This window comes from Nitratidesulfovibrio sp. HK-II (assembly GCF_003402415.2).
Taxonomy (GTDB): domain Bacteria; phylum Desulfobacterota; class Desulfovibrionia; order Desulfovibrionales; family Desulfovibrionaceae; genus Cupidesulfovibrio.
Map to the genome: position 1 here is coordinate 2,902,877 of NZ_AP036014.1, position 19,784 is coordinate 2,922,660.

A 19,784-nucleotide genomic window follows, 5' to 3' on the forward strand; every position below is an offset into this window, starting at 1 on the left:
GTGGTGCCCCCCACCGGCTCCTTCAGGCCCGCCGGGTTCGGCAGGTCCGCCAGGTTCCTCAGGCTCTTCCAACCGCGGGGCCCCGTGGTCCGGTGCACCGCGCCAGAAGCGGATTTCCGCGTGGTCCTCGTGCCGGGTCGTCTCGGCCCGCCAGCCGGAAACCGTATGCAGCGCGCCCAGCGCCGCCTGAACGGACCCGTGGCCGACCTGAAACACCAGAACCGCGTCCGGCTTGAAACGGAGGTACCAACCTACCTCCATGCCCACCCCTCAGCAGGTGGCGCGCAGATCCACGCACAGCGGTTCCCGCATGTCCATATGCTCCGATATAACAGCCCGTGCGTAAACGCTACAGGGAAAACTCCGTGAAGTACGGGTTGTTCAATTTTTCCGCGCCCACGGTGGTTTCCGGCCCGTGCCCGGGGTAGACCACGGTGTCGTCGGGCAGGGTGAATATCTTTTCCACCACCGAGCGGCGCAGGGCGTCCAGGTCGCCGCCGGGAAAGTCCGTGCGCCCGATGGACCGGTGGAACAGCAGATCGCCCACGATCACCGCGCCCGCCTGCGGAAAATGAAACGACAGGCTGCCCGGCGTGTGGCCCGGCGTGGCCAGCACGCGACAGGCGATGTCGCCAAGGGCAAGCTCGCCCTCTTCCAGCGGCTGGTAGCTGAACGGGGCCACGCGCGGAAAGCCGAAGGCCCCGCCCCGGCCCAGTTCCGTCTCCATCAGGAAGGCGTCGGCCGGGCCCGCCAGCACCGGCGCGCCGGAGGCCTCGGCCAGGGCGGCAGCCCCGTAGATGTGATCGAAATGCAGATGGGTGATCAGGATGTGCGTGAGCTTCAGCCCGTTCTTCTCGGCGTACTGCAGCATGGGCTTCGGCGCGCCGCCCGGGTCCACTGCCACGGCGGCCCCGTCCATGTGCACGAGATAGCCGTTGGTTTCCAAAGGTCCCATGGGAAAAGTGGAAATACGCGGAATCACAAGGCCTCCAGCAGCAGGTTTTCAAGAGGAACGCGGTCGGACGAGCCGCGCTGGGCGGGGCGGCCCGCCGCGATGAGCGCCATGAATTCGTAGCGCCCGGCGGGCAGCGCCAGGGCCTGCTCCACCTGCAGCGCCTGGTTGACGATTTCGCCCAGCCACACCGCGCCAAGGCCCAGCGCGTGGGCGGCCAGCAGCAGGTTCTGGATGCACGCGCCCGCGCCCTGGTGGTCCTTCATGGGGTGGTAGCAGGCTTCGCGGTCAAGAAACACGGCCACCAGCACTCCGGCGTCGCGCACGATGCGCGCGTACTTGGTGCAGCCCGCCAGCGCCTCCTGCCGGGGGTCGCCGCGCCGCACCGCCAGGAAGCGCCACGGCTGGTTGTTCAGCCCGCTGGGAGCCCAGCGGGCCGCGTCCAGCATGGCCACGATCTCGTCGCGGGTCACCGGGTCGTCGGTAAAACGGCGGATGCTGCGCCGTTCGTGCAGGGCATCAAGCACCGCGCGGGCCTCGGCGGAAATATGGGGTTCCGTCATGGATATCTCGGCGTCGCTTTTGAAGACACAGGGGGAACGCTGCCGGACGGCACGCGGAGGAGGCGCGCGGCGGCGGACGCGGCATGGTCCGTGCCGAGCATCACCGCGCTGGCAGGCCAGTCTGCCCGGATAAGGCGAACAGGGCGAACAGGTCGGCCAGTTCAAACAGAGTGGCCAACCCGGACGGTGCGGACAGATCGGACGGTTCGCAGCATAGCCCAAGCCATCGCGCGGTTCAACCGCTCCCGTGGGCTGCGGATTTCAGACAGCCGCAGACCGGCTGGCAGCCGCCCGCCACCCGGCCTTCGCCTTGAAGGAGACGTTTCTGCACGCCCTCGGGCCGCCCCCTCCACCCCAGGCCTTGCACCACGCTCGCGCTTGGCTGCACGCCTTTCCAACGGTGCGGAAAGACGGTATAAGCCATGTCCATGAAGCAGCCCACAGCCCCCCGCTCCGCCGAGTCCGGAGTTTCCGCACAGCCCGCCGTCCCGGCCGCCGACGCCTGCCGCCCCGCACGGCCCGAACGGCACGTCAGCCTCACCCGGCGCGACCTGATCGCCTTCGAACACCGCCTGCGCGACGCCATGGCCCGCGTGCTGTCCTTCAAGGCCTACAGCCTCTATTTTCCCCGCGCCGCCAGCGGGCCGGAACCGCTGTGGCTGCCGCAGGAACGCAAGCTGCTGGTGCCCCTGGTGCACCAGGGCGAACAGCTTGGCGTGTTCGTGGCGCGTGGCGTCGCCGCGCGCACGGCGCGTGCGCTTTCGCCCGTGCTGCCGGGCGTGGCCGCGCTGTGCCTGGAAAACCTGCAACTGTACAAGGCCAGCCTGACCGACCCGGTCACCGGCCTGGCCACGCGGCAGCATTTGCTGGACGCCATCGCGCGCGAGGTGGACTGCATTCGCGACTGTTTCTCCACCGCCTCGGAAGGCAAGTGCGACCTGGCCGCCGGGCACCGGGCCAGCATGGGCGTCATCGCCGTGCGCCTGGGCAGCCTGCGCGAGGTGGCGCGCGATCACGGCTACGTCTTCGCCGACCGACTCATCGCCGCGCTGGCCGAGGAACTGCGCAACGCCGCGCCGGAACAGGCCCTGGCCGCGCGCACCGGCGATTTCGAATTCGCCCTGTTCGTGCCTGCGGGCACGTCGGGCGGCTGCCGCAAGCTGGCCGTGGAAATGGTGCGCCGCCTGCGCGGGGTGACCATCACCTGCGGGCTCACCGACGAACCGGTGGGGGTGGCGGTTTCCGCCGGGTTCGCCATCTATCCGCAGGACATGGAAGGCGCGGCCTTTGCCCGCGACCACGGGGAGCAGGCCCGGGTGCTGCTGCGCAAGGCGCGCCTGGCCGCCGCCGTGGCCGTGGAGGCCGCCGCCATGCACTCCGGCGACGCGGACGGCCGAACCGGTGACGGCAGAAGCGGCGACGCCGCATCCGGCGTTCCGGTCATGGGTTTTTCACGCATCCTCGCCGAAGGGGGCCGGGTGCTGGAAACACTGCCCCTGTCGCGGGTGGTGGTGAGCCTTGGCGGCAACATGAACGCCCGCGAGGGGCAGCGCTTTTCCGTGTGGTCGGTGGCCTACCCCGTGCGCGGCGGCTCGCAGGAGCCGCGCCAGCCCCTGTACAAGGGCGAGGTGGTGCTGATGGAGGTGCGCGACAACACCTCGCTGGCCGAAATCATGCACGTGGGCGACCCCACCTGGTCCGTGGAGCCGGGCGACCGGCTGACCCTGCTGCCGGAGGAAAAGGGCGTCACCGTGCGCGACGGCGGCGGGGAATCCCCACGCACCGATCCCCTGACGGGCCTGTTCCGCCACGGCGATTTCCTGGCCCGCTGGAGCGCGGAGCGCGAAACCTGCGACGCCTTCGCCCTGGCGCTCATCCGCCTGTCGGACGAGGGACGCGAACCGGAGGGCCGGGCCGCGCATCCCGAGCAGCTCATGGCCGAGGCCGCCCAGATGTGCCGCGACCTGCTGGGGCCGCAGGCGCTGGGCGGACGCTACGGCCTGAACAGCCTGATCTTCTTCCACCCCGGCATGACGCCCGATGGAGCGAATGGAACGGACGGCGCGCGCGCCCAGTATGCCGCGCTGTGCGACGAACTGGAACGCCGCCTGCGCATCGGAGCCGCCGTGGGCGTGGCCTGCCATCCGTACCTCAGCTACCGCAAGGCCGACGCGCTGGAAAACTGCCTGAAGGCCCTGGAATACGCCATGCTGCTGCCCGCGCCGCGCGTGGGCGTGCTGGATTCGCTGGCCCTGAACATCAGCGCCGACAAGCGCTACAGCCTGGGCGACACCTTCGGAGCCATCGAGGAATACAAGCTGGCCCTGCTGGCCGACGAGAACAACACCATGGCCTGGAACTCGCTGGGGGTATGCATGGCGGGGCTGGGTCGGCATTCCGAGGCGCGGCGGCACTTCGGCGAGGCGCTGGCCCGCAAGCCCGGCGACCCCATGGCCCTGTACAACCTGGGCACCGTCTGCCAGTCCGAGGGCGAAACGACGGAGGCGCGCGACTGCTTCCGCAAGTGCCTGCGCAACGCGCCGGGGCACGTTTACGCGCTGATCCGCCTGGGCCAGCTGGCCGAGGGCGAGAAGCGCTTCGCCCAGGCCCGGCAGTACTACACCAAGGCCGCGAAGCTGGACGGCGGCGCGGCGCTGACCTGCCGCCACCTGGCCCGGCTGTGCATGCGCCAGGGCCGCCCCGACGAGGCACGCGAACACCTGCACGAGGCGTTGCTGCACAACCCGCAGGACGCCATCGCCTTGCAACTCATGGCGCGGCTGTATCTGGACGGCGGCGAGGACCCGGAAATCGCGGAAGTGATGGCCCGCCAGAGCGTGGCCCTGCGCCCGGACCTGAAGCAGGGCTGGCTGGAACTGGCCCGCGCCCTGCAAGTGCGCGGCCGCGAGCACGACGCGCGCGAGGCGCTGCTGCGGGCCGGGGAGCGCTGAGCCCGCCCCGCATTCGCAAACGAAAGGACGGCGCTTCGGCACGGCTGACCGCCGTGGCCGGAGTCGACGCGCGTGTCGGAATGCGGCCCGCTTCGGCAAACCCGCCCGGCATGGACCGGTGCGGCCCGTGTTCCGCATGGGGGAAGTTTCGCGCGGGATGACGGCACGACCAGAGGCGGCACCCCGCGACCGTTGCCCGGCCCCCCTTGCGCCCTACCGATTGATTGGGTACTCTTTCAACGTGAGGAACCCCATAGGCGGAACGCCATGGGCGTTGCATCTCCTCACCGTGGGCATTCCCCGCATCGGCGCTCCTGCCCAACCTGCCGCCGATGCCACGCCCATGCAGGCCACGCCCCCATCCCCCTACACCTCCGGTCACCGAGCACCGGCACACCATGGACCCCGCGCCCGCCCCATCCGAACCACACTTGCGACGCCTTGCCTGGAACGGCATCAGCCTTTCCGTCCCGGGCGACTGGCGCCCCGCCGACGTGGAACATCACTTCCTGTCGCTGGCCCGGCACGGCCGCATCATGCTGGAATGCGCATGGCGCCCCGACCCCGCGGAGTTTTCCACCCCGCGCCGCCGCGCCGCCCTGGAGCGCCAGAACCGCCGCCAGCCCGGCTTCACCGCGGACCCGCGCCGCGTACCCGCCCGCTGGGCGCAGGTGCTGGCCGCGTTGCGCCCCCGGCTGGCCTACGTGCCGTTTGCGTGGCTCGGCGGCTGCGGCGCCCTGTGCCATGACGCTGCGGCGCGGTGCAGCATCGAAGTGCGCTTTCTGCTTGCGCCTTCCCCCCGCACCGAAGGCATGGACACGCCCGGCCCGGACGCAAGCAGTCCAGACGCTATCGGCCCAGACCCTATCAGCCCAGACGCCGCCAACTCTCTGCGACGCGGGCGCGCGCCCGCCGCGCCAGCAGTCAGCAGGCTGCACGCGCCCGAACCCGACGAGGCCGCCCTGCTGCAGGCCGCCACGGTGCTGACCACCCTGCGGCTGCATTCCGGGCGCGAGGCAATGCCCTTCCGCCTTCATGATCTCGGGCTGGACGTGCCCCCCGGCTTCACCCTGCGCGACTTCACCTTTCGGCCGGGGCTTTGCGCGCTGCACTTTCGGCGCGACGCGGACACCCTGACCGTGGAGCGCCTTTCACCCGCCAACGTGGTGTTGCAAGGCGTTCCCTTGCGGCACTGGGCCGCCCGCCGCGCCGGGGTGGACACCGGGGAGGTGCGTTCGCGCCTGCCCCACTGCCAGCCGCCCCGCGCGAAAGAGGCGGCCGCCTGGCAGCGCGTGCTGCGCCGCCCCCTGCTGGGCGCGTTGCCGGTCATCGGCAGGCTGGCCCGGGGAGACATGCACGAGACCGGCGCGGCATGGCTGGTCGCCGACGAGAACAAGCTGGTCTCTGTCTGCCTGCGCAGCGCCGGGCAACCAGCCCCCGCCACATTGGCCGCCCTGTGCGCCAGCCTGCACGTGCTGGATACGGAGTAAGCCCGGATTCGGGGCACCCGCGCATATCCGGCAAAGTCAGAAACGACATGCGGCGGGCCGGGGAACACCCCGGCCCGCCGCCTTTTCACGAAACACTCGAACCTGGAGCAGCTAATAGATCTTGCGGCTGGAGAATCCCGTCCCGAGCACGTTGAAGGTATTCTCGATGATCATGAACGCATTGGGGTCGTGCCGGAACACCGTCTCTTCCAGGCGCTTCAACTGGTAGTTCTGCACCACCGTCATCAGCACCTGCTTCTCGCGCCCGGTAAAGGCCCCCTTGCCGTTCAGGAAGGTGGCGCCACGGTGCAGGTGCTGCAATATCTCCGCTGCAATGCATTCGGCGCATTCGGATATGACGAACACCATCTTGCGCTCGTTGAACAGCGAATGCACATAGTCCATGCCCTGTGAATACGTATACACGAGAATGATGGAATAGAGCACCGTGTCCACGTCCAGCGTGGCCAGCCCCACCATGAACAGCGCGAAATTGTAGGCGAAGCTGACTTGCCCGACTCGAATGTTCCAACGCTGGTGCAGCATGATGGCGATGATGGTCAGCCCGCCTTCGCTGCCCAGCGACCGCAGCACGATGCCCAGGCCCGCCCCGCACACAGTGCCCGCTGCCACGGCCGCCAGCAGCGGGTTGTTGATGTGCGCCTGCCAGGTGATGAACTGTGCGGCAAGCGAGGTGACCGCCGTTCCGTACAGGCTGTACAGAAAGAAGCGGCGGCTCACGAACAGCCACCCCAGCACGAAGATGGGCAGGTTGAGCAGCACGTACCACAAGGCGGGCGACAGCATGCCCGTGGCGTAGTAGATGTACATGCCGGTGCCGAAGATGCCGCCGGAGATGAAGCCGTGCGGCACGGCGATGGACTTCATGCCCAGCGAGAACAGCGTGCCGCCGATGGTGAGCAGCGCGATGTTCCACCAAACGGTCATGCTGACGTTGCGCAATTCCCTTTCAAGCATGGCTGTTCCTTTCGTATGCGTGGTGCGACGGTCCGGCGGCTCCACGGTCGCCGGGCGCGACAAGCGTCGACGGGCGTTGCCGCGCAAGCCCATGCTATCGACGTTCCCGTCCGGGGCACGGGGCAGGACCGCTCCGGGTGGTTGTGCTCCCCCCGGAAACAGGTATAGAATGGTTCCAACAGGATACCCTAGACCATCAACGCGCGCCACCCGCGACGAAGGAGGATTCACCGCATGCTCATCCGCGAATGGATGACCAAGGATGTCATCACCGTCACGCCTGACACGTCAATGATGAAGGCGTCCAAGATACTCAAGGAGAACCGCATCCGCCGGTTGCCCGTGGTGGACGCCGAAGGGCGGCTCATCGGCATCGTCTCCGACCGGGACATCAAGGAAGCCTCGCCCTCCAAGGCCACGACGCTCGACATGCACGAGCTGTACTATCTGCTTTCCGAAATCAAGGTCAAAGACATCATGACGCGCGACCCGTTCACCGTGCGCGCCGAAGACACCGTGGAAACCGTGGCCCTGAACATGATCGAGAAGCGCATAGGCGGCCTGCCCGTGATCGACGACGGCGGCAAGCTGGTGGGCATCATCTCGGACAGCGACGTGTTCAAGGTGCTCATCACCATCACCGGCGTGCGCCACGGCGGCGTGCAGTTCGCCTTTGAACTGGAGAACACTCCCGGCACGCTGAAGCCCATCGTGGATACCCTGCGCGAACACAACGCGCGCATCATCTCCATCCTTACCTCCATGGACGACAGCACCGGGCCCACGCGCCGCGTGTACATCCGCATCCTGCCCATGGACCGCGCCGAGGAAAACCGCATCATCGAAGCGGTGAAGGGGCGCTTTCCGCTCATGTACTGGGCGCGCGACAACGTGCACCCCGCCTAGCGCGAGCACCAGGCGGCACCGCCGCCAGAAGATATGGCCAGCACGGCCCGCCCGTCCGGTGCAACCGCGACTCGGCGGGCCGTTTCGCGTTGTGGGCGGAGAGGGATAGGGAAAATTGGGGGCGGCGGTGCGGCCATACCCCAGCCCCCTTCGGGTTGGCATGCAGGGCGCGCCCAACCTGTCGGGCACGGCAGGGCATTGCCCGTATCCCAGGCAGGTCACCGCCACGCCGGACGAGCGTGAGGCGGGAACTGCACTGAAGAATGGCGCGCCTTCGCACGCCGCCATGCCAACCTGACGCAGCAAATGAAAAACCGGGGGCCTTGCGGCCCCCGGCGGGGTGTGTGGAATCAGGCAGGGTAAGGCTTAGAAGTCGTAAACGAAGTTGAAGACCAGCTTCTTGGCGTCGGAGAAGTCCTGGTCGGCCCAGGTGTCTTCGTCCATGTCGAGCTTGATCCAGCCCATTTCGACCACGAGGGAGAGGTTCTCGTAGATCTTGTAGGTGGTGTCGAAGTTCACTTCGATGGCGCTGTCTTCGTCGGTCAGGAACACGTAGGTGTTGCCGGGGGTGAAGGCGTCACGCACGCCAGCGTTGTTCTTGATCACGTCGGCATCGTTGGTGCCCTTCATGTACACAAGGCGGAACACGTGCGACAGGTTCTCCATGAAGGAGATGTCGGCCAGCTGCAGGCCCACGGCCCAGGTGCCAGCGCCGTTCAGGCCGAAGTAGGTGTCCTGACGGTACACGGAACCGGGGTAGCCGAAGCTGGTCACGCCCCAACCGGTGGGGGAGACGGAGGGCATGCGCTCGGAGCCGTTGTCGAGGTCGTCGTCTTCACCAGAGCCGTACCAGGCCAGGATACCGGGGGTGACCATGTCGAGCTTGTACTCGGCAAGGGCAGCCACGATCCAGCCAGAGCGCTCGGCGGATTCGGCGTCGTCGTCGGCGGTCTTGGAGCCGTACACGGCGTCCATCTTCAGGGAGAAGGGAGCGAAGTAGGTCATTTCGAAGGCAGCGCCGCCCCACCAGGCATCATAGGTGCTGGAGGAGCTGTCGATGGCGCCGTTGGCGAATTCGGTCATGCTCAGCATGCCGGACAGGAATTCGGCGCCGCCGTTGGTGACGCCGGTGAAGTTGGCGTCCTTGCCCACGGAAGCGTACGCGCCGTAGGGGGTGATCTTGAAGCCGTCCAGGGTCACGGGCACCACGAGGGCGAACATGTCGACTTCGTCGTAGGTGTTGTTGTCGCTGCCTTCGTTGCCGGAAGCGTCAACAGGGCGGGCCCACAGGGCGGTCACGCCGACGTTGTCGTTGATGGCGTAGGACACGGTCAGGCCGGCCACGTCGTCATCGAACACCATGGAGGAAGGAGCAACAGCGCCGGGCAGGGACAGGCCCTGCAGACCCATGCGGACCTTCACGTCGGTGTTGGGCACGATCCAGTCGATGTACGAACGACGGACTTCGACGGACTTGCCGTCGGTGCCGAGGGCGCCGTCGGTACGGCCCCACACGGTGGTGCCCACTTCAAAGAACACGACGCCCTTCAGGGCTTCGCTGGCGATGACGTCAACCTGGGTGCGGAAGCGCTGGCTGGCGGAGAAGTCGTCGTCGCTGTTGCCATCGTCATCCTGGGAGGTGAAGTCGCCGCTGTCGAGCCACGAGAAGTCAAAGGCCCACTGGCCCTTGGCCTTGATGGTGGCGGCCTGCGCGCCGGAGATGGCGCCCAGCACCAGCGCGAAGGCCAGCATCAGGGTAGCAAAACGTTTCATGGAGTATCCTTCCTTCTTTGCTGTTGGGGATGCCTGAAACCACCTTGATTACGTATCCGAAGTTTAAAATTTTGGCAACAATCCCACGACGGCCTCTTTACCCCCATTGTGGAGGGCATTTTTTGCACGACAAAAATGGCAATGCTCGCGGGCCACACGCCGTGGGCATCGGCGCGTCACACATCCCCCCTAGCCTGTCCGGTTCCAGACTTCACGCGCCCCTCCCCCACACACACCACAACGACACGAGAACGCCCGCCTGCCGCTCCCGGCGATGGAAACCTTGGAGCACGCCGCCCCGTTTCCGCATGACCATTCCACCCCCGACAAACACGTAGAGGGCCACCATGCCGGGTGGCCCTCTACGTTGGACGAAAAAAGGGGAGGCCTTGCGGCCTCCCCCCGGGGTGCGTCAGGAACAGTGCAACCTAGAAGCTGTACTTGAGGTTGAAGCCCAGCTTCCAAGCGTCGCTGAACTCGTCGGTGCCCCAGGTATCTTCGTCGAGGTCGGCCTTGATGTAGCCCATTTCGACGATCAGGTCCAGGTTCTCGTAGATCTTGTAGAAGTGGTCGAAGTTCACTTCCCAGGCGCTGTCTTCTTCGGTCAGGTACAGACCGTTGGTGGTGTTGCGCAGGGAGGTGTAGTTGGCCATTTCTTCGTCGTTGGTGCCGCGGTAGTAGGTGGCACGCAGGGTGTGCTTCAGGTTCTCCACGAAGGAGATGTTGGCCAGCTGCACGCCAACGCCCCAGGTACCGGTACCGCTGACGGACACGATGGAGTCGGTCGCGATGGGCGCGCCCACCTTGTCGGTGCCGAACGAGGTCGGGCCGAAGTCGGGCGAGATGTAAGGCATGCGCTCGGAGCCGTTGGTCTGGTCGTCGTCGTCACCAGAGGCGTACCAGGCGAAGAGACCGGGGGTCATCATGTCCATCTTGTAGTCGACGGCGCCGATGACCATCCAGCCGGAGCGGTCCATATCGATGTTGCCAATTTCTTCGGCGTCCACGTTGCCGTACATGGCGTCCATCTTGAACGACAGGGGCGAGAACATGGTCAGTTCAAAGGCGGCGCCAGCCCACCAGGCGTTGGTGTCGTCACCAAAGGCCGAGGGAGCGTTGGCCGGACGCAGGCCGTAGATGGCCTGCTGGTAGGACGAACCGTTGTAGTCGGTCGGGGTGGTGGAGGAAACGGGCACGTCCTTGCCCACGGAGGCGTACACAGCGTAGGGGGTGATCTTCGCGCCGTCGAGGGTCACGGGCACCACGACGCCGAACACGTCCATTTCGTCGAAGGTGTTGTTGTCGCTGCTTTCGTTGCCGGCGGTGTCGTACGGACGCGCCCAGAAGGCGGTCAGGCCGACCATGTCGTTGAACTTGTAGGCCAGGGTAAGGGCGGCCACGTCGTCGTCCATGATCGGGGAACCGGCCACGGCGCCGGGCAGGGCCAGGCCCTGCAGGCCCATGCGGACCATCAGGTCGGTGTTGGGCACAACCCAGTCGATGTACGAACGCTTCACTTCAACGGACTTGCCGTCGGTGCCGAGGGCGCCGTCGGTGCGGCCCCACACGGTGTCGCCCATTTCAAAGTACACCACGCCGCGCAGGTTTTCGCTGGCGATGATGTCGATCTGGGTGCGCAGGCGCTGCTTGGCGCCGAAGTCGTCTTCGCCAGCGTTGTCCTGATCACCATCCTGGAAGTTGGTGTTGTCCAGCCATTCAAAGCTGAAGTCCCACTGGCCTTTCGCCTTGATGTCGGCGGCCGAGGCGCCGGCGACGGAGCCGAGCACCAGCATGGCGGCGAGCATCAGAGTAACGATGCGCTTCATTGTTTTCCCTTCCTTCCTTTGCGGTTCAAGTGCGATGTTCCTGACGCGGGAACACAAGGTTCGGGTGCAAGATACTCCACCCGAAAACCCTTGGCAAGGGCCGGTGTAAAATTTTTTTTACGGTAGAAGTTTTTAGCCCCGGATCGGGCAAAGCCGCCCTGCTGCCCGGCAATGCTTGACGCGCGCCGCCCGATGGGTGAGACCAGACCGCGACGCAGCGCGCCCGCTCCCCCCGGCGCGACCATGACGCAACCTGAACGTCACGTTTTTGACACATGGCTCCGCACTGGCGGGCCGCCCCCCTTCGCATGCAAAAGCCCGTCATGTCGAGCATTCCCGATACGCCCGGCGTCTACCTGTACAAGGACGCCGCCGGGCGCATCCTGTACGTGGGCAAGGCCAAGCACCTGCGCCGCCGCGTCGCGTCCTATTTCCGCGAGGCCGCCGAGGGCGCGCCCCCACCCCAACCGCCCCATACCCCGAAGACACTTGCCATGCTGCGCCAGGCCGAACGCCTGGACACCCTCAGCACCACCACCGAAAAAGAGGCGCTGCTGCTGGAAGCCAGCCTGATCAAGAAGCATCGGCCGCGCTACAACATCGTACTGCGCGACGACAAGCAGTACGTGCTGTTCCGGCTGCAGAAAAAACATCCTTACCCGCGCCTGGACATCGTGCGCGCGGTGCGCCGCGACGGGGCGCAGTACTACGGGCCGTTCACCTCGGCCGGGGCGGCCCGCGCAACGTGGAAGGCCATCCACCGCGCCTTTCCCCTGCGCCGCTGCACCGACAGGGCGCTGGAGAACCGGGTGCGCCCCTGCCTGTATCATTACATAGGGCAGTGCCTTGCCCCGTGCGTGTTCGACGTGCCCAAAGAGGACTACGCCGCGCTGGTGCAGCGGGTGGAGATGCTGCTCTCGGGCCGTTCGGGCGAACTTGTCGGGCAACTGCGCGCGGAGATGGAAACCGCCTCCGAGGCGCTGGAGTTCGAACGGGCGGCCGCGCTGCGCGACCAGATCAAGGCCGTGGAGCGCACCGTGGAACGCCAGGCCGCCGTGCTGCCGGGCGGCGGCGATCTGGACGTGGTGGGCATCGTGGACACAGGCGGCGGGCTTGGGCTTGGCGTGCTGTTCGTGCGCCAGGGGGCGGTGCTGGACGGCCGGGCCTTCCTGTGGCCGGGCCTGGGCTTTGAGGAGGCCCCGGAACTGTTGTTGAGCTTCCTCGGCCAGTTTTACGGCCCGCATTCGGCCATTCCCGCGCGCATCGTGGTGCCCTGGCTGCCGGTGACGGTGGACGGCGACGACGCGGGTGATTCCGGCGACACCGCTGCGCCAGGCGGACTGGACGGGCAGGACGGGCAGGGCGGGCAGGACATGGCCAGCGTGCCCGGCATGCCCGCCGCCCCCGGCATGCTCGCCCCCCAGGCGGCCACCGACATGAGCCTGCGCGCCATAGAGGAAACTCTGGCCGACCTGCGTGGCGGCCCGGTGCGCATCACGGCCCCCCGCTCGCCCGAGGAAAACCGGCTGGTGGACATGGCCGCCGCCAACGCGCGCGAGCATGCCCGCCGCGAGACCGAAGCCCCCCTGCCGGAACTGCTGGCCCGTGCCCTGCATCTTTCCGAACCGGTGCGCCGGGTGGAGGCCGTGGACATTTCGCACACCGGGGGCCGGTCCACCCGCGCGGGCATGGTGGTCTTCGAGGATGGCCGCCCCGTGCGCGACGCCTGGCGGGCCTACGCCCTCGATCGCCCAGTGGACCGCCCTGCGGACCGGCCCGGAGATTCCCCCCTGGACAGTTCCGCTGCCCATCCGGCATGCCGCTCCGCCGGGCACGAGTCCCCTTCCGGGGATGTCGGCCATGCCGGACCGCTCGCGGTCGCGACAATCGCGGGCAGCCCCGCCCACGCAGGGGGCGACCCCACGCCCACACCTGCCGAATCGCCTGCCCCCCCATCCCTTCCGGCTGCGTCCTTCACGGCGGGCGACGACTACGCCGCCCTGGCCGAATGGGCGCGGCGGCGCATTGCCTCCGGCCCGCCATGGCCGGACCTGGTGCTGATCGACGGCGGCAGGGGCCAGCTTTCCGCCGTGCGCAGGGCCATCCGCGAGGCGGGCGGCGAGGGGCTTTTCGCCCTGGCCTCCATCGCCAAGGCCCGCACCGAGGACGGCCGGGCTGACCGCCGCGCGGGCAACGTGGCCGATCGCATCTTCCTGCCCGATCGGACCAATCCTCTGCCCCTGCGCGACGGCGCGCCCGAACTGCTGTTTCTCCAGCACTTGCGCGACGCGGTGCACGACTTCGCCATCGGGCGGCACCGCCGCGCCCGGGCCGGGGCGGCGCTGACCGGCGAACTGCAGCGGGTGGAGGGCGTGGGCCCCAAGACCGCCCGCCTGTTGTGGGACCGCTTCGGCACGCTGGCCGCCATGCGCGAGGCCAGCGAGAAGGAACTGGCCGAGGTGCCGGGCATCGGCCCCCGCCGGGCGCGCCAGATACGCCAGCGCCTGCGGGAAATGGACACCTCGCGCAGCCGCTGACCCTGCCCTGCGACCGGCGCAACGCCTGGCGGGCGCACGCCCCCCCGAAGCATCCGTGGCCCCATGCGTCCGCCGCCAGCGCGATCCATGGGCCGGAAGACTCCCGGCCTGCGGAAGCCCCTGCGTTTTTCCAGTCCGCACCGCAGGTTCCGCCCCCCCGGACCATTGCCTTGCGGCGCGACTTTGCGCAGTATGGGGACACGACGGAGCCCGGCGGATTTCCCGCCGCGCCCTCCGGATGCGGGGAACACATGACACGTCTGCTGCACGACCACGCCGGAACCGGCCTTTGCGCGGTGGCCCCCTCGGGCCGCGTGCTGGGCGCGAGCGGCCTGTTCCTGCGTGCGCTGGGGCTTGCCGCCCTCCCGCCGGACGCCATGCTGCACGACCTGCTGCCCCTTGCCGACGGCTGCCCGCCGTGCGCCGGGTGGCACTGGCTGATCGAGCCCTCGCCCTCACGTCACCATCCGGCCTCGTTGCCCAATCCGCACGAGATGCAGGGCGACGCACGGCCCGCCCCCGCGCCATCGGGCCAGCGCCCCACCCCCGCCCCCGCCCTGGGCGGCGTGCTGGTGCGCACCCTGGCCATGGAAGAAGCCCGCGCCATTCCCGGCTGCCCGGATTTGCGTGATGCCGCCGGGGCGCCCGCCGGTCAGGCAGCATCCGCCGCACGGATGGGCGTGCTGCTGCAACTGTTCGCCCCCGACCTGCCTCTTCTGCCCGATCTGCCTGGCGTCCCCGCATCCCTTGCGCCCCCCGCACCCGGACCGCTTCAGCCGGGACGCGTCGCGGACGCTCCCCAACCCGCCCATGCGCCCGATCCTTCGCATGTCCACCCCGCCGCCCCGCCCGCAACGCCCAACGCCCACCTGCGCCAGGCGCTGGACGCGCTGTCCGTGGGCCTGGGGCACGACTTCGGCAACGTGGTGGCCTCCGTCCTGGGCTTCGCGGAAATCGCCATTTCGCGGCTGCATGCCGCGCCGCGACGCGTGGACGACCCGCACCCCGCCGTGGACCCCATGGTGGTGCGCAGCCTGGACAACATCGTCCTGGGGTGCCAGCGCGCCAAGGAGGTCATCGCCTTTGCCCAATCCATTGCCGGACGCGTGGACCTGACGGCCGAACCCGCCGACCTGCGCCCCCTGGTCACCGCCTGGTGCGCCGAACTGGCCGGGGAGCTGCCTCCGGAAGCCCGCTGGGCGGTATCCTGCGGGCTGCCCGCGCAAAAAACGTCATCGGAAAACCCCGCCCCGGACCGGGCGGATGCGGACCGTCTGCCGCTGGTCCGCGTGGACGCCGCCCGCCTGCGCGAGGCCTTTGCCGAAATCTGGCGCAATGCGGCCTGGTCTGTGCAAGCGGGGCAAGCGGGGCAAGCGGGGCAATCGGGGCAGCCGGGACAAACGACGACACAGGGCCACCACGCGGCCGCAGCTGCGCCCGTCAGCGCACCCGCCTCCCACCCGGCAGCGGACCCGCATGCGCCAGCGGCCCTGCGCGGCGACGACCAGACCGGGCGCATCCTGGTGGAAACCGCGCTTGTTCCGCCTTCACCGCGCCTGCCCGGCCGGTGGCTGCGGGTGCGCGTGCGCGACACTGGCCGGGGCATGGACGCGGACACCCTGTGCCGCATGCGCGACCCCTATTTTTCCACCAAGGCCCGGCACGAAGGCAAGGGACGCGGCCTCGCCCGCGCGGCGGGCATCGTGCGGGCCCACGGCGGACGGCTGGACGTGGCGGCGGGGCCTGGCCTCGGCTGCATGGTGGACATCCTGCTGCCCGTTCCCGACGGCGCCTGATCCCGGAGCCCCGCATGGCCAACGTGCTCATCCTCGACGACGACGAGCTGTTCTGCGAAATGCTGCGCTCCGCCATGGAGATGGAGGGCCACGCATCATCCGCCGCGCATTCGCTGGCCGAAGGCGCGCGCCTGCTGGAACGCGACACCTTCGACGCCGTGTTCCTGGATGTCCGCCTGCCCGACGGCAACGGGCTGGACATGCTGCCCCGGCTGCGCCGCATGGCCAGCCCGCCGGAGATCATCATCGTCACCGCCGCGGGCGACCCGGACGGCGCGGAACTGGCGATCACCGATGGGGCGTGGGACTACGTGGAGAAGCCCGCCTCGCTGGAACAGATGCGCTTCTCCCTCGACCGCGCCCTGCGCCACCGCGACCGGCAAGCCCGCATGCAACGCCGCCCGCTGGACACGGGGGGCATAGTGGGTGCCAGCCCACGCCTAGCCGCCTGCCTGGAACGGCTGGCCGAGGCGGCCAAGGGCGACGCCGCCGTGCTCGTCACCGGCGAAACGGGCACCGGCAAGGAACTGTTCGCGCGGGCCCTGCACCGCAACAGCCGACGCGCCTCCGGGCCGTTCATCACCCTGGACTGCGCGGCCCTGTCGCGCTCGCTGCTGCACAGCGAACTGTTCGGCTACCAGCGCGGAGCGTTCACCGGGGCCATGGAATCGCGCGCCGGCCTCATTCGCCAGGCGCACGGCGGCACCCTGTTCCTGGACGAGGTGGGCGAACTGCCCCTGGCCCAGCAAAAGGCCTTCCTGCGCGTGCTGCAGGAACGGCGTTTCCGCCCCATCGGCAGCAAGGAGGAGGTGGAAAGCGACTTCCGCCTGGTGGCCGCCACCAACCGCAACCTGCCGGACATGGCCGAGCGCGGCGCGTTCCGCAAGGACCTGCTGTTCCGCCTGCAAGCCGTGGAACTGCGCCTGCCCCCCCTGCGCGAACGCAAGGAGGACATCCGTGAACTGGCGACCACCCACGCCGCCCGCATCTGCCGCCGCGACGGCATCGCCGCCAAGGGCTTCGACCCCGAGGTGTTCGAGGCGCTGGCCGCCCACGACTGGCCCGGCAACGTGCGTGAACTGGTCAACGTGGTCGAGGGGGCGCTGCTGCTGGCCCGGGAGGAAGCCGTGGTGCAGCCGGAACACCTGCCGGTGCCGATGCGCGCCCGCCGGGCCCGGCACCGCCTGACCCCGGACGGACATGGCAGGGAACACGACGCGCCCACCCCCCAGGCACGCACGGACCCGGCAACGGGCCTTTGCCCGGCCTTGGCCGCCACCGGCGCGCACGCACACCCGGCCTGCCCCCCGCGCGTTGCCTGCGGCACGGAAATCATGCCGGGTGATCCACCTGCCGCCTGGAAGGAATACCGCACCGCGGCCCTGGGCAATGTGGAAAAGGGCTACCTGCACCACCTGTTGCTGGCCAGCGGCGGCAACATCTCGCGCGCCGCCCGCATGGCCGGGCTGTCACGCCAACGGTTGTACGCCCTGCTGCGCAAACACGGCGTGGCGCGGCACTGGATTGGCGGCGAAATAGCCAACGAGGAGTGACAATGTAATCTTTTTCAAGACTGATGATTGCTTTATTTTACACATTGTGCTCGGGCAACCACCCGCACCAAATACGCAACACCCCGCAATTACAAATCAATCACGAAAATAATGCCATGGTATGACTTTTGATAACGAACAAGCATGACGTTCCCGACCACAACCAGGAGACCGCTCATGCTTTCCGAATTGACCAAGATCGTCCACGGTATCGTGCTGGACAGCCCCACCCCCGCCAAGGCGCTGGCCAAGGAAATCGGCAAGCCCTACTCCACCCTGCTCCGCGAGATCAACCCGTATGATACCGGGGCCAAGCTGGGTGTCGAGACGCTGCTTGAAATCATGAAGCACACCGGCAACATCAAGCCGTTGGAATACATGGCCCGGCAGCTCGGCTACCGGCTGGAGCCCGATGCGGGCGGCGCCGAAATCCATCGGCCCCTGCTGCCCCTGCGTATGTCGGCCGAGCGCTAGCCCGCCCGGCACGCGCATCGGCCCGGCCAGCTCACGGCTGGCCGACCCTGGTGGAACGACGCGGCCGCACGGCGGCAGCCGTCCTGCCCGGATACCGGCATGACATGCCGCGCCGTGGCGCGGCGGAACCCGGCGGGGCTACCCGCATCTGCAACGGAGGACGAAGTGCGGATTCTGGTGGTGGACGACGACGCCGTGACGCTGTGCTACCTCGAAGCCCTGCTGTGCAGTTGGGGCCACGAGGTGGCCACGGCGGACAACGGCCGCTCGTGCATGAGCTGCCAGCGCGTGGCCCCCGCCGACGTGGTGATCACCGACATCATCATGCCGGAGCAGGACGGCCTGGCAACCATCGCCCAGTTGCGCCGCGAATTTCCCGGCGTGAAGGTCATCGCCATGTCCGGGGGCACCCCGGTCATGGACATGGAATCCGCCATCCGCACCGCCCACCTCATGGGCGCGGACGCCGTGCTGCCCAAGCCGCTGGACACCGACGTGCTGCGCGGCGCGCTCAACGCCGTATCTACGCAGCGCGTGCTGGCCGCCACCGCAAATCATCCGGATAGGCCCGCCATGGCGGCGCCCCTTCCCAAGCTCTGCTGAACCCGGCCTGACCGCCTACCAGGCACCACCTGACGCATCGCGCCGCCCCGTCCATCCGACCGGGCGGCGCGATGCGTTGCAATGCCGACATGCCTCTCCCACTTCCCGGCGCTGCTCCCCCCCCCCTGCCCGCCAAAGAAAAACGCCGCATTCCGTGCGGAAGGCGGCGTGCGCGCGAGGCGGCGTCAGTTCGTTGGTATGCGATACCAAATGGTTGCACGGCCCTGCCTACAGGCCCCATGCCGGTGCGATCCACACCAGGCCCGCACGGGTTGCACCGCGACGGTTGCTGCCTACACCGGCCCCAGAATGACGCCCCCGGCCAGCACGTGCCCTTCGGCGTCGTACACCGCCGCCACCTGCCCGCGCGCGGGCGGGGTTTGCGGCTCGCGAAAGCGCACGGCCATGCCGGTGTCGCCCACGGTAACCCGCGCGGGCAGCGGAGCCTGACGGTACCGGGTGCGTACCAGGATTTCCGCAGGCCAGTCGGCGGGCTCCACCAGCAGGTTCACGTCCTCGGTCAGGCAGCCGCGCGCTGCCAGGTGCTCGCGCCCGCCCACCAGCAGCACGTTGTTCTCCATGTCCTTGGAGACCACGTACAGCGGTTCGTCCCAAGCGATGCCAAGGCCGCGCCGCTGCCCCTCGGTGTATTGCCACAACCCCTTGTGGCTGCCGATCTTGCGGCCTCGCATGGTCACGATGGGGCCGGGGCCGGGCAGGCGCACCTGCCGCTCGCGCAGGAAGGCCCGGTAGTCGTCATCGGGCACGAAACAGATTTCCTGGCTTTCAGAGGGCAGCGGCGGCACGATGTTCCGCTTCGCCAGTTCCGCCTTCACCTGTTCCTTGCGCCAGTTGCCCAGGGGAAACACGGCCTGTTCCAGCCGCGCGCGCTCCACCAGCGACAGAAAGTAGCTCTGGTCCTTGGCCGGGTCGGCCCCGCGTTGCAGGGTCATGCCCCATTCCGGGTGGCGCAGCTGGCGCACGTAGTGGCCGGTGGCCAGGCGCGCCGCGCCAAGTTCGCGCGCGGCATCCAGCAGCAGGCCGAACTTCATGGTGGCGTTGCAGCGGGCGCAGGGGTTGGGCGTGCGCCCCACCACGTAGTCCTCGATGAACGGAGCCACCACGGCCTCCTCGAAGGCGTCGGACAGGTCCACGGCGTGAAAGTCCACCCCAAGGCGCGCGCACAGGGCACCTATGGCCTCTACCGGGTCGGGCCGCCCAGGGTGCTGGTGCGGACGGGGGGGCAGGAAGCGGGCGTGCAGGCCGAACACGTCCTGCCCCTGCTCCCGCAGGAGCAGAAGCGAAAAGAGGCTGTCGGTGCCTCCGCTGAGAGCGACGGCGATCTTCATGCCGGGTGCGCTGCCATTGTGCGGATATGGATC

Annotated in this window: 14 protein-coding genes; 8 read left to right on the forward strand and 6 right to left on the reverse strand. The window is 68.4% G+C overall.

The window, feature by feature from the left end; all coding sequences use genetic code 11:
- Positions 1-349 precede the first annotated feature (349 nt).
- Together RVX_RS12130 and RVX_RS12135 are read right to left on the reverse strand one after the other, a co-directional pair.
- Entirely contained in the window at positions 350-955 is a 606-nt protein-coding gene (locus tag RVX_RS12130) for an MBL fold metallo-hydrolase (RefSeq protein WP_172596570.1), read from the reverse strand.
- 23 nt (positions 956-978) lie between these two features.
- Entirely contained in the window at positions 979-1,515 is a 537-nt protein-coding gene (locus RVX_RS12135; protein ID WP_116306071.1) for a nitroreductase family protein, read from the reverse strand.
- A gap of 422 nt (positions 1,516-1,937) precedes the next feature.
- On the opposite strand from RVX_RS12135, the gene RVX_RS12140 reads away from it, so the two are divergent.
- Both RVX_RS12140 and RVX_RS12145 read left to right on the forward strand, forming a co-directional pair.
- On the forward strand, positions 1,938-4,466 hold the full coding sequence (locus RVX_RS12140) for a tetratricopeptide repeat protein (protein WP_116306072.1): 2,529 nt from the start codon (positions 1,938-1,940) through the stop codon (positions 4,464-4,466).
- 431 nt (positions 4,467-4,897) lie between these two features.
- Entirely contained in the window at positions 4,898-5,956 is a 1,059-nt protein-coding gene (locus RVX_RS12145; RefSeq protein WP_230404599.1) for a hypothetical protein, read from the forward strand.
- Positions 5,957-6,067: 111 nt separating this feature from the next.
- On the opposite strand, the gene RVX_RS12150 is transcribed toward RVX_RS12145, so the two are convergent.
- The gene (locus tag RVX_RS12150; RefSeq protein ID WP_116306074.1) at positions 6,068-6,934 is read right to left on the reverse strand and encodes a YitT family protein; all 867 of its coding nucleotides are present in this window, start codon (positions 6,932-6,934) and stop codon (positions 6,068-6,070) included.
- 234 nt (positions 6,935-7,168) lie between these two features.
- Here RVX_RS12150 and RVX_RS12155 point away from each other — a divergent pair, with 234 nt between their 5' ends.
- Positions 7,169-7,840, forward strand: coding sequence for a CBS domain-containing protein (locus RVX_RS12155; RefSeq protein WP_116306075.1), 672 nt, complete (start codon positions 7,169-7,171; stop codon positions 7,838-7,840).
- A 366-nt stretch (positions 7,841-8,206) separates the two neighbouring features.
- Here RVX_RS12155 and RVX_RS12160 read toward each other — a convergent pair whose 3' ends face one another.
- Together RVX_RS12160 and RVX_RS12165 are read right to left on the reverse strand one after the other, a co-directional pair.
- On the reverse strand, positions 8,207-9,613 hold the full coding sequence (locus RVX_RS12160) for an outer membrane homotrimeric porin (protein WP_116306076.1): 1,407 nt from the start codon (positions 9,611-9,613) through the stop codon (positions 8,207-8,209).
- Positions 9,614-10,041: 428 nt separating this feature from the next.
- Complete coding sequence (locus RVX_RS12165; protein ID WP_116306077.1) at positions 10,042-11,439, reverse strand: outer membrane homotrimeric porin; 1,398 nt, start codon at positions 11,437-11,439, stop codon at positions 10,042-10,044.
- A gap of 308 nt (positions 11,440-11,747) precedes the next feature.
- Between RVX_RS12165 and uvrC the strand changes: the two genes are divergently transcribed.
- The 5 genes from uvrC (at position 11,748) to RVX_RS12190 (ending at position 18,402) form a co-directional block, all read left to right on the forward strand.
- Positions 11,748-13,976 (forward strand): excinuclease ABC subunit UvrC, encoded by a 2,229-nt coding sequence (uvrC, locus tag RVX_RS12170; protein WP_116306593.1) that lies wholly within the window; start codon positions 11,748-11,750, stop codon positions 13,974-13,976.
- 251 nt (positions 13,977-14,227) lie between these two features.
- Positions 14,228-15,772: a sensor histidine kinase gene (locus RVX_RS12175; RefSeq protein WP_116306078.1), complete on the forward strand. Its 1,545-nt coding sequence runs from the start codon at positions 14,228-14,230 to the stop codon at positions 15,770-15,772.
- A 14-nt stretch (positions 15,773-15,786) separates the two neighbouring features.
- Entirely contained in the window at positions 15,787-17,325 is a 1,539-nt protein-coding gene (locus RVX_RS12180) for a sigma-54-dependent transcriptional regulator (RefSeq protein ID WP_116306079.1), read from the forward strand.
- Positions 17,326-17,502: 177 nt separating this feature from the next.
- On the forward strand, positions 17,503-17,799 hold the full coding sequence (locus RVX_RS12185; protein WP_007527085.1) for a phage regulatory CII family protein: 297 nt from the start codon (positions 17,503-17,505) through the stop codon (positions 17,797-17,799).
- 99 nt (positions 17,800-17,898) lie between these two features.
- Positions 17,899-18,402 carry a response regulator gene (locus RVX_RS12190; RefSeq protein ID WP_230404600.1) on the forward strand — a complete coding sequence of 168 codons (504 nt, stop codon included), beginning with the start codon at positions 17,899-17,901 and terminating at the stop codon, positions 18,400-18,402.
- A 293-nt stretch (positions 18,403-18,695) separates the two neighbouring features.
- Here RVX_RS12190 and mnmA read toward each other — a convergent pair whose 3' ends face one another.
- A complete protein-coding gene (mnmA, locus tag RVX_RS12195) occupies positions 18,696-19,751 on the reverse strand; it encodes a tRNA 2-thiouridine(34) synthase MnmA (RefSeq protein WP_116306081.1) in 1,056 nt (351 codons plus the stop codon).
- Positions 19,752-19,784: the final 33 nt, after the last annotated feature.

Bases quoted from the DNA above. Each gene is read 5' to 3' on its own strand.
- RVX_RS12130 (WP_172596570.1), bottom strand. From the start codon at position 955: ATGGGACCTTTGGAAACCAACGGCTATCTCGTGCACATGGACGGGGCC.
- RVX_RS12135 (WP_116306071.1), bottom strand. From the start codon at position 1,515: ATGACGGAACCCCATATTTCCGCCGAGGCCCGCGCGGTGCTTGATGCC.
- RVX_RS12140 (WP_116306072.1), top strand. From the start codon at position 1,938: ATGTCCATGAAGCAGCCCACAGCCCCCCGCTCCGCCGAGTCCGGAGTT.
- RVX_RS12150 (WP_116306074.1), bottom strand. From the start codon at position 6,934: ATGCTTGAAAGGGAATTGCGCAACGTCAGCATGACCGTTTGGTGGAAC.
- RVX_RS12155 (WP_116306075.1), top strand. From the start codon at position 7,169: ATGCTCATCCGCGAATGGATGACCAAGGATGTCATCACCGTCACGCCT.
- RVX_RS12160 (WP_116306076.1), bottom strand. From the start codon at position 9,613: ATGAAACGTTTTGCTACCCTGATGCTGGCCTTCGCGCTGGTGCTGGGC.
- RVX_RS12165 (WP_116306077.1), bottom strand. From the start codon at position 11,439: ATGAAGCGCATCGTTACTCTGATGCTCGCCGCCATGCTGGTGCTCGGC.
- uvrC (WP_116306593.1), top strand. From the start codon at position 11,748: ATGCAAAAGCCCGTCATGTCGAGCATTCCCGATACGCCCGGCGTCTAC.
- RVX_RS12175 (WP_116306078.1), top strand. From the start codon at position 14,228: ATGACACGTCTGCTGCACGACCACGCCGGAACCGGCCTTTGCGCGGTG.
- RVX_RS12180 (WP_116306079.1), top strand. From the start codon at position 15,787: ATGGCCAACGTGCTCATCCTCGACGACGACGAGCTGTTCTGCGAAATG.
- RVX_RS12185 (WP_007527085.1), top strand. From the start codon at position 17,503: ATGCTTTCCGAATTGACCAAGATCGTCCACGGTATCGTGCTGGACAGC.
- RVX_RS12190 (WP_230404600.1), top strand. From the start codon at position 17,899: ATGACATGCCGCGCCGTGGCGCGGCGGAACCCGGCGGGGCTACCCGCA.
- mnmA (WP_116306081.1), bottom strand. From the start codon at position 19,751: ATGAAGATCGCCGTCGCTCTCAGCGGAGGCACCGACAGCCTCTTTTCG.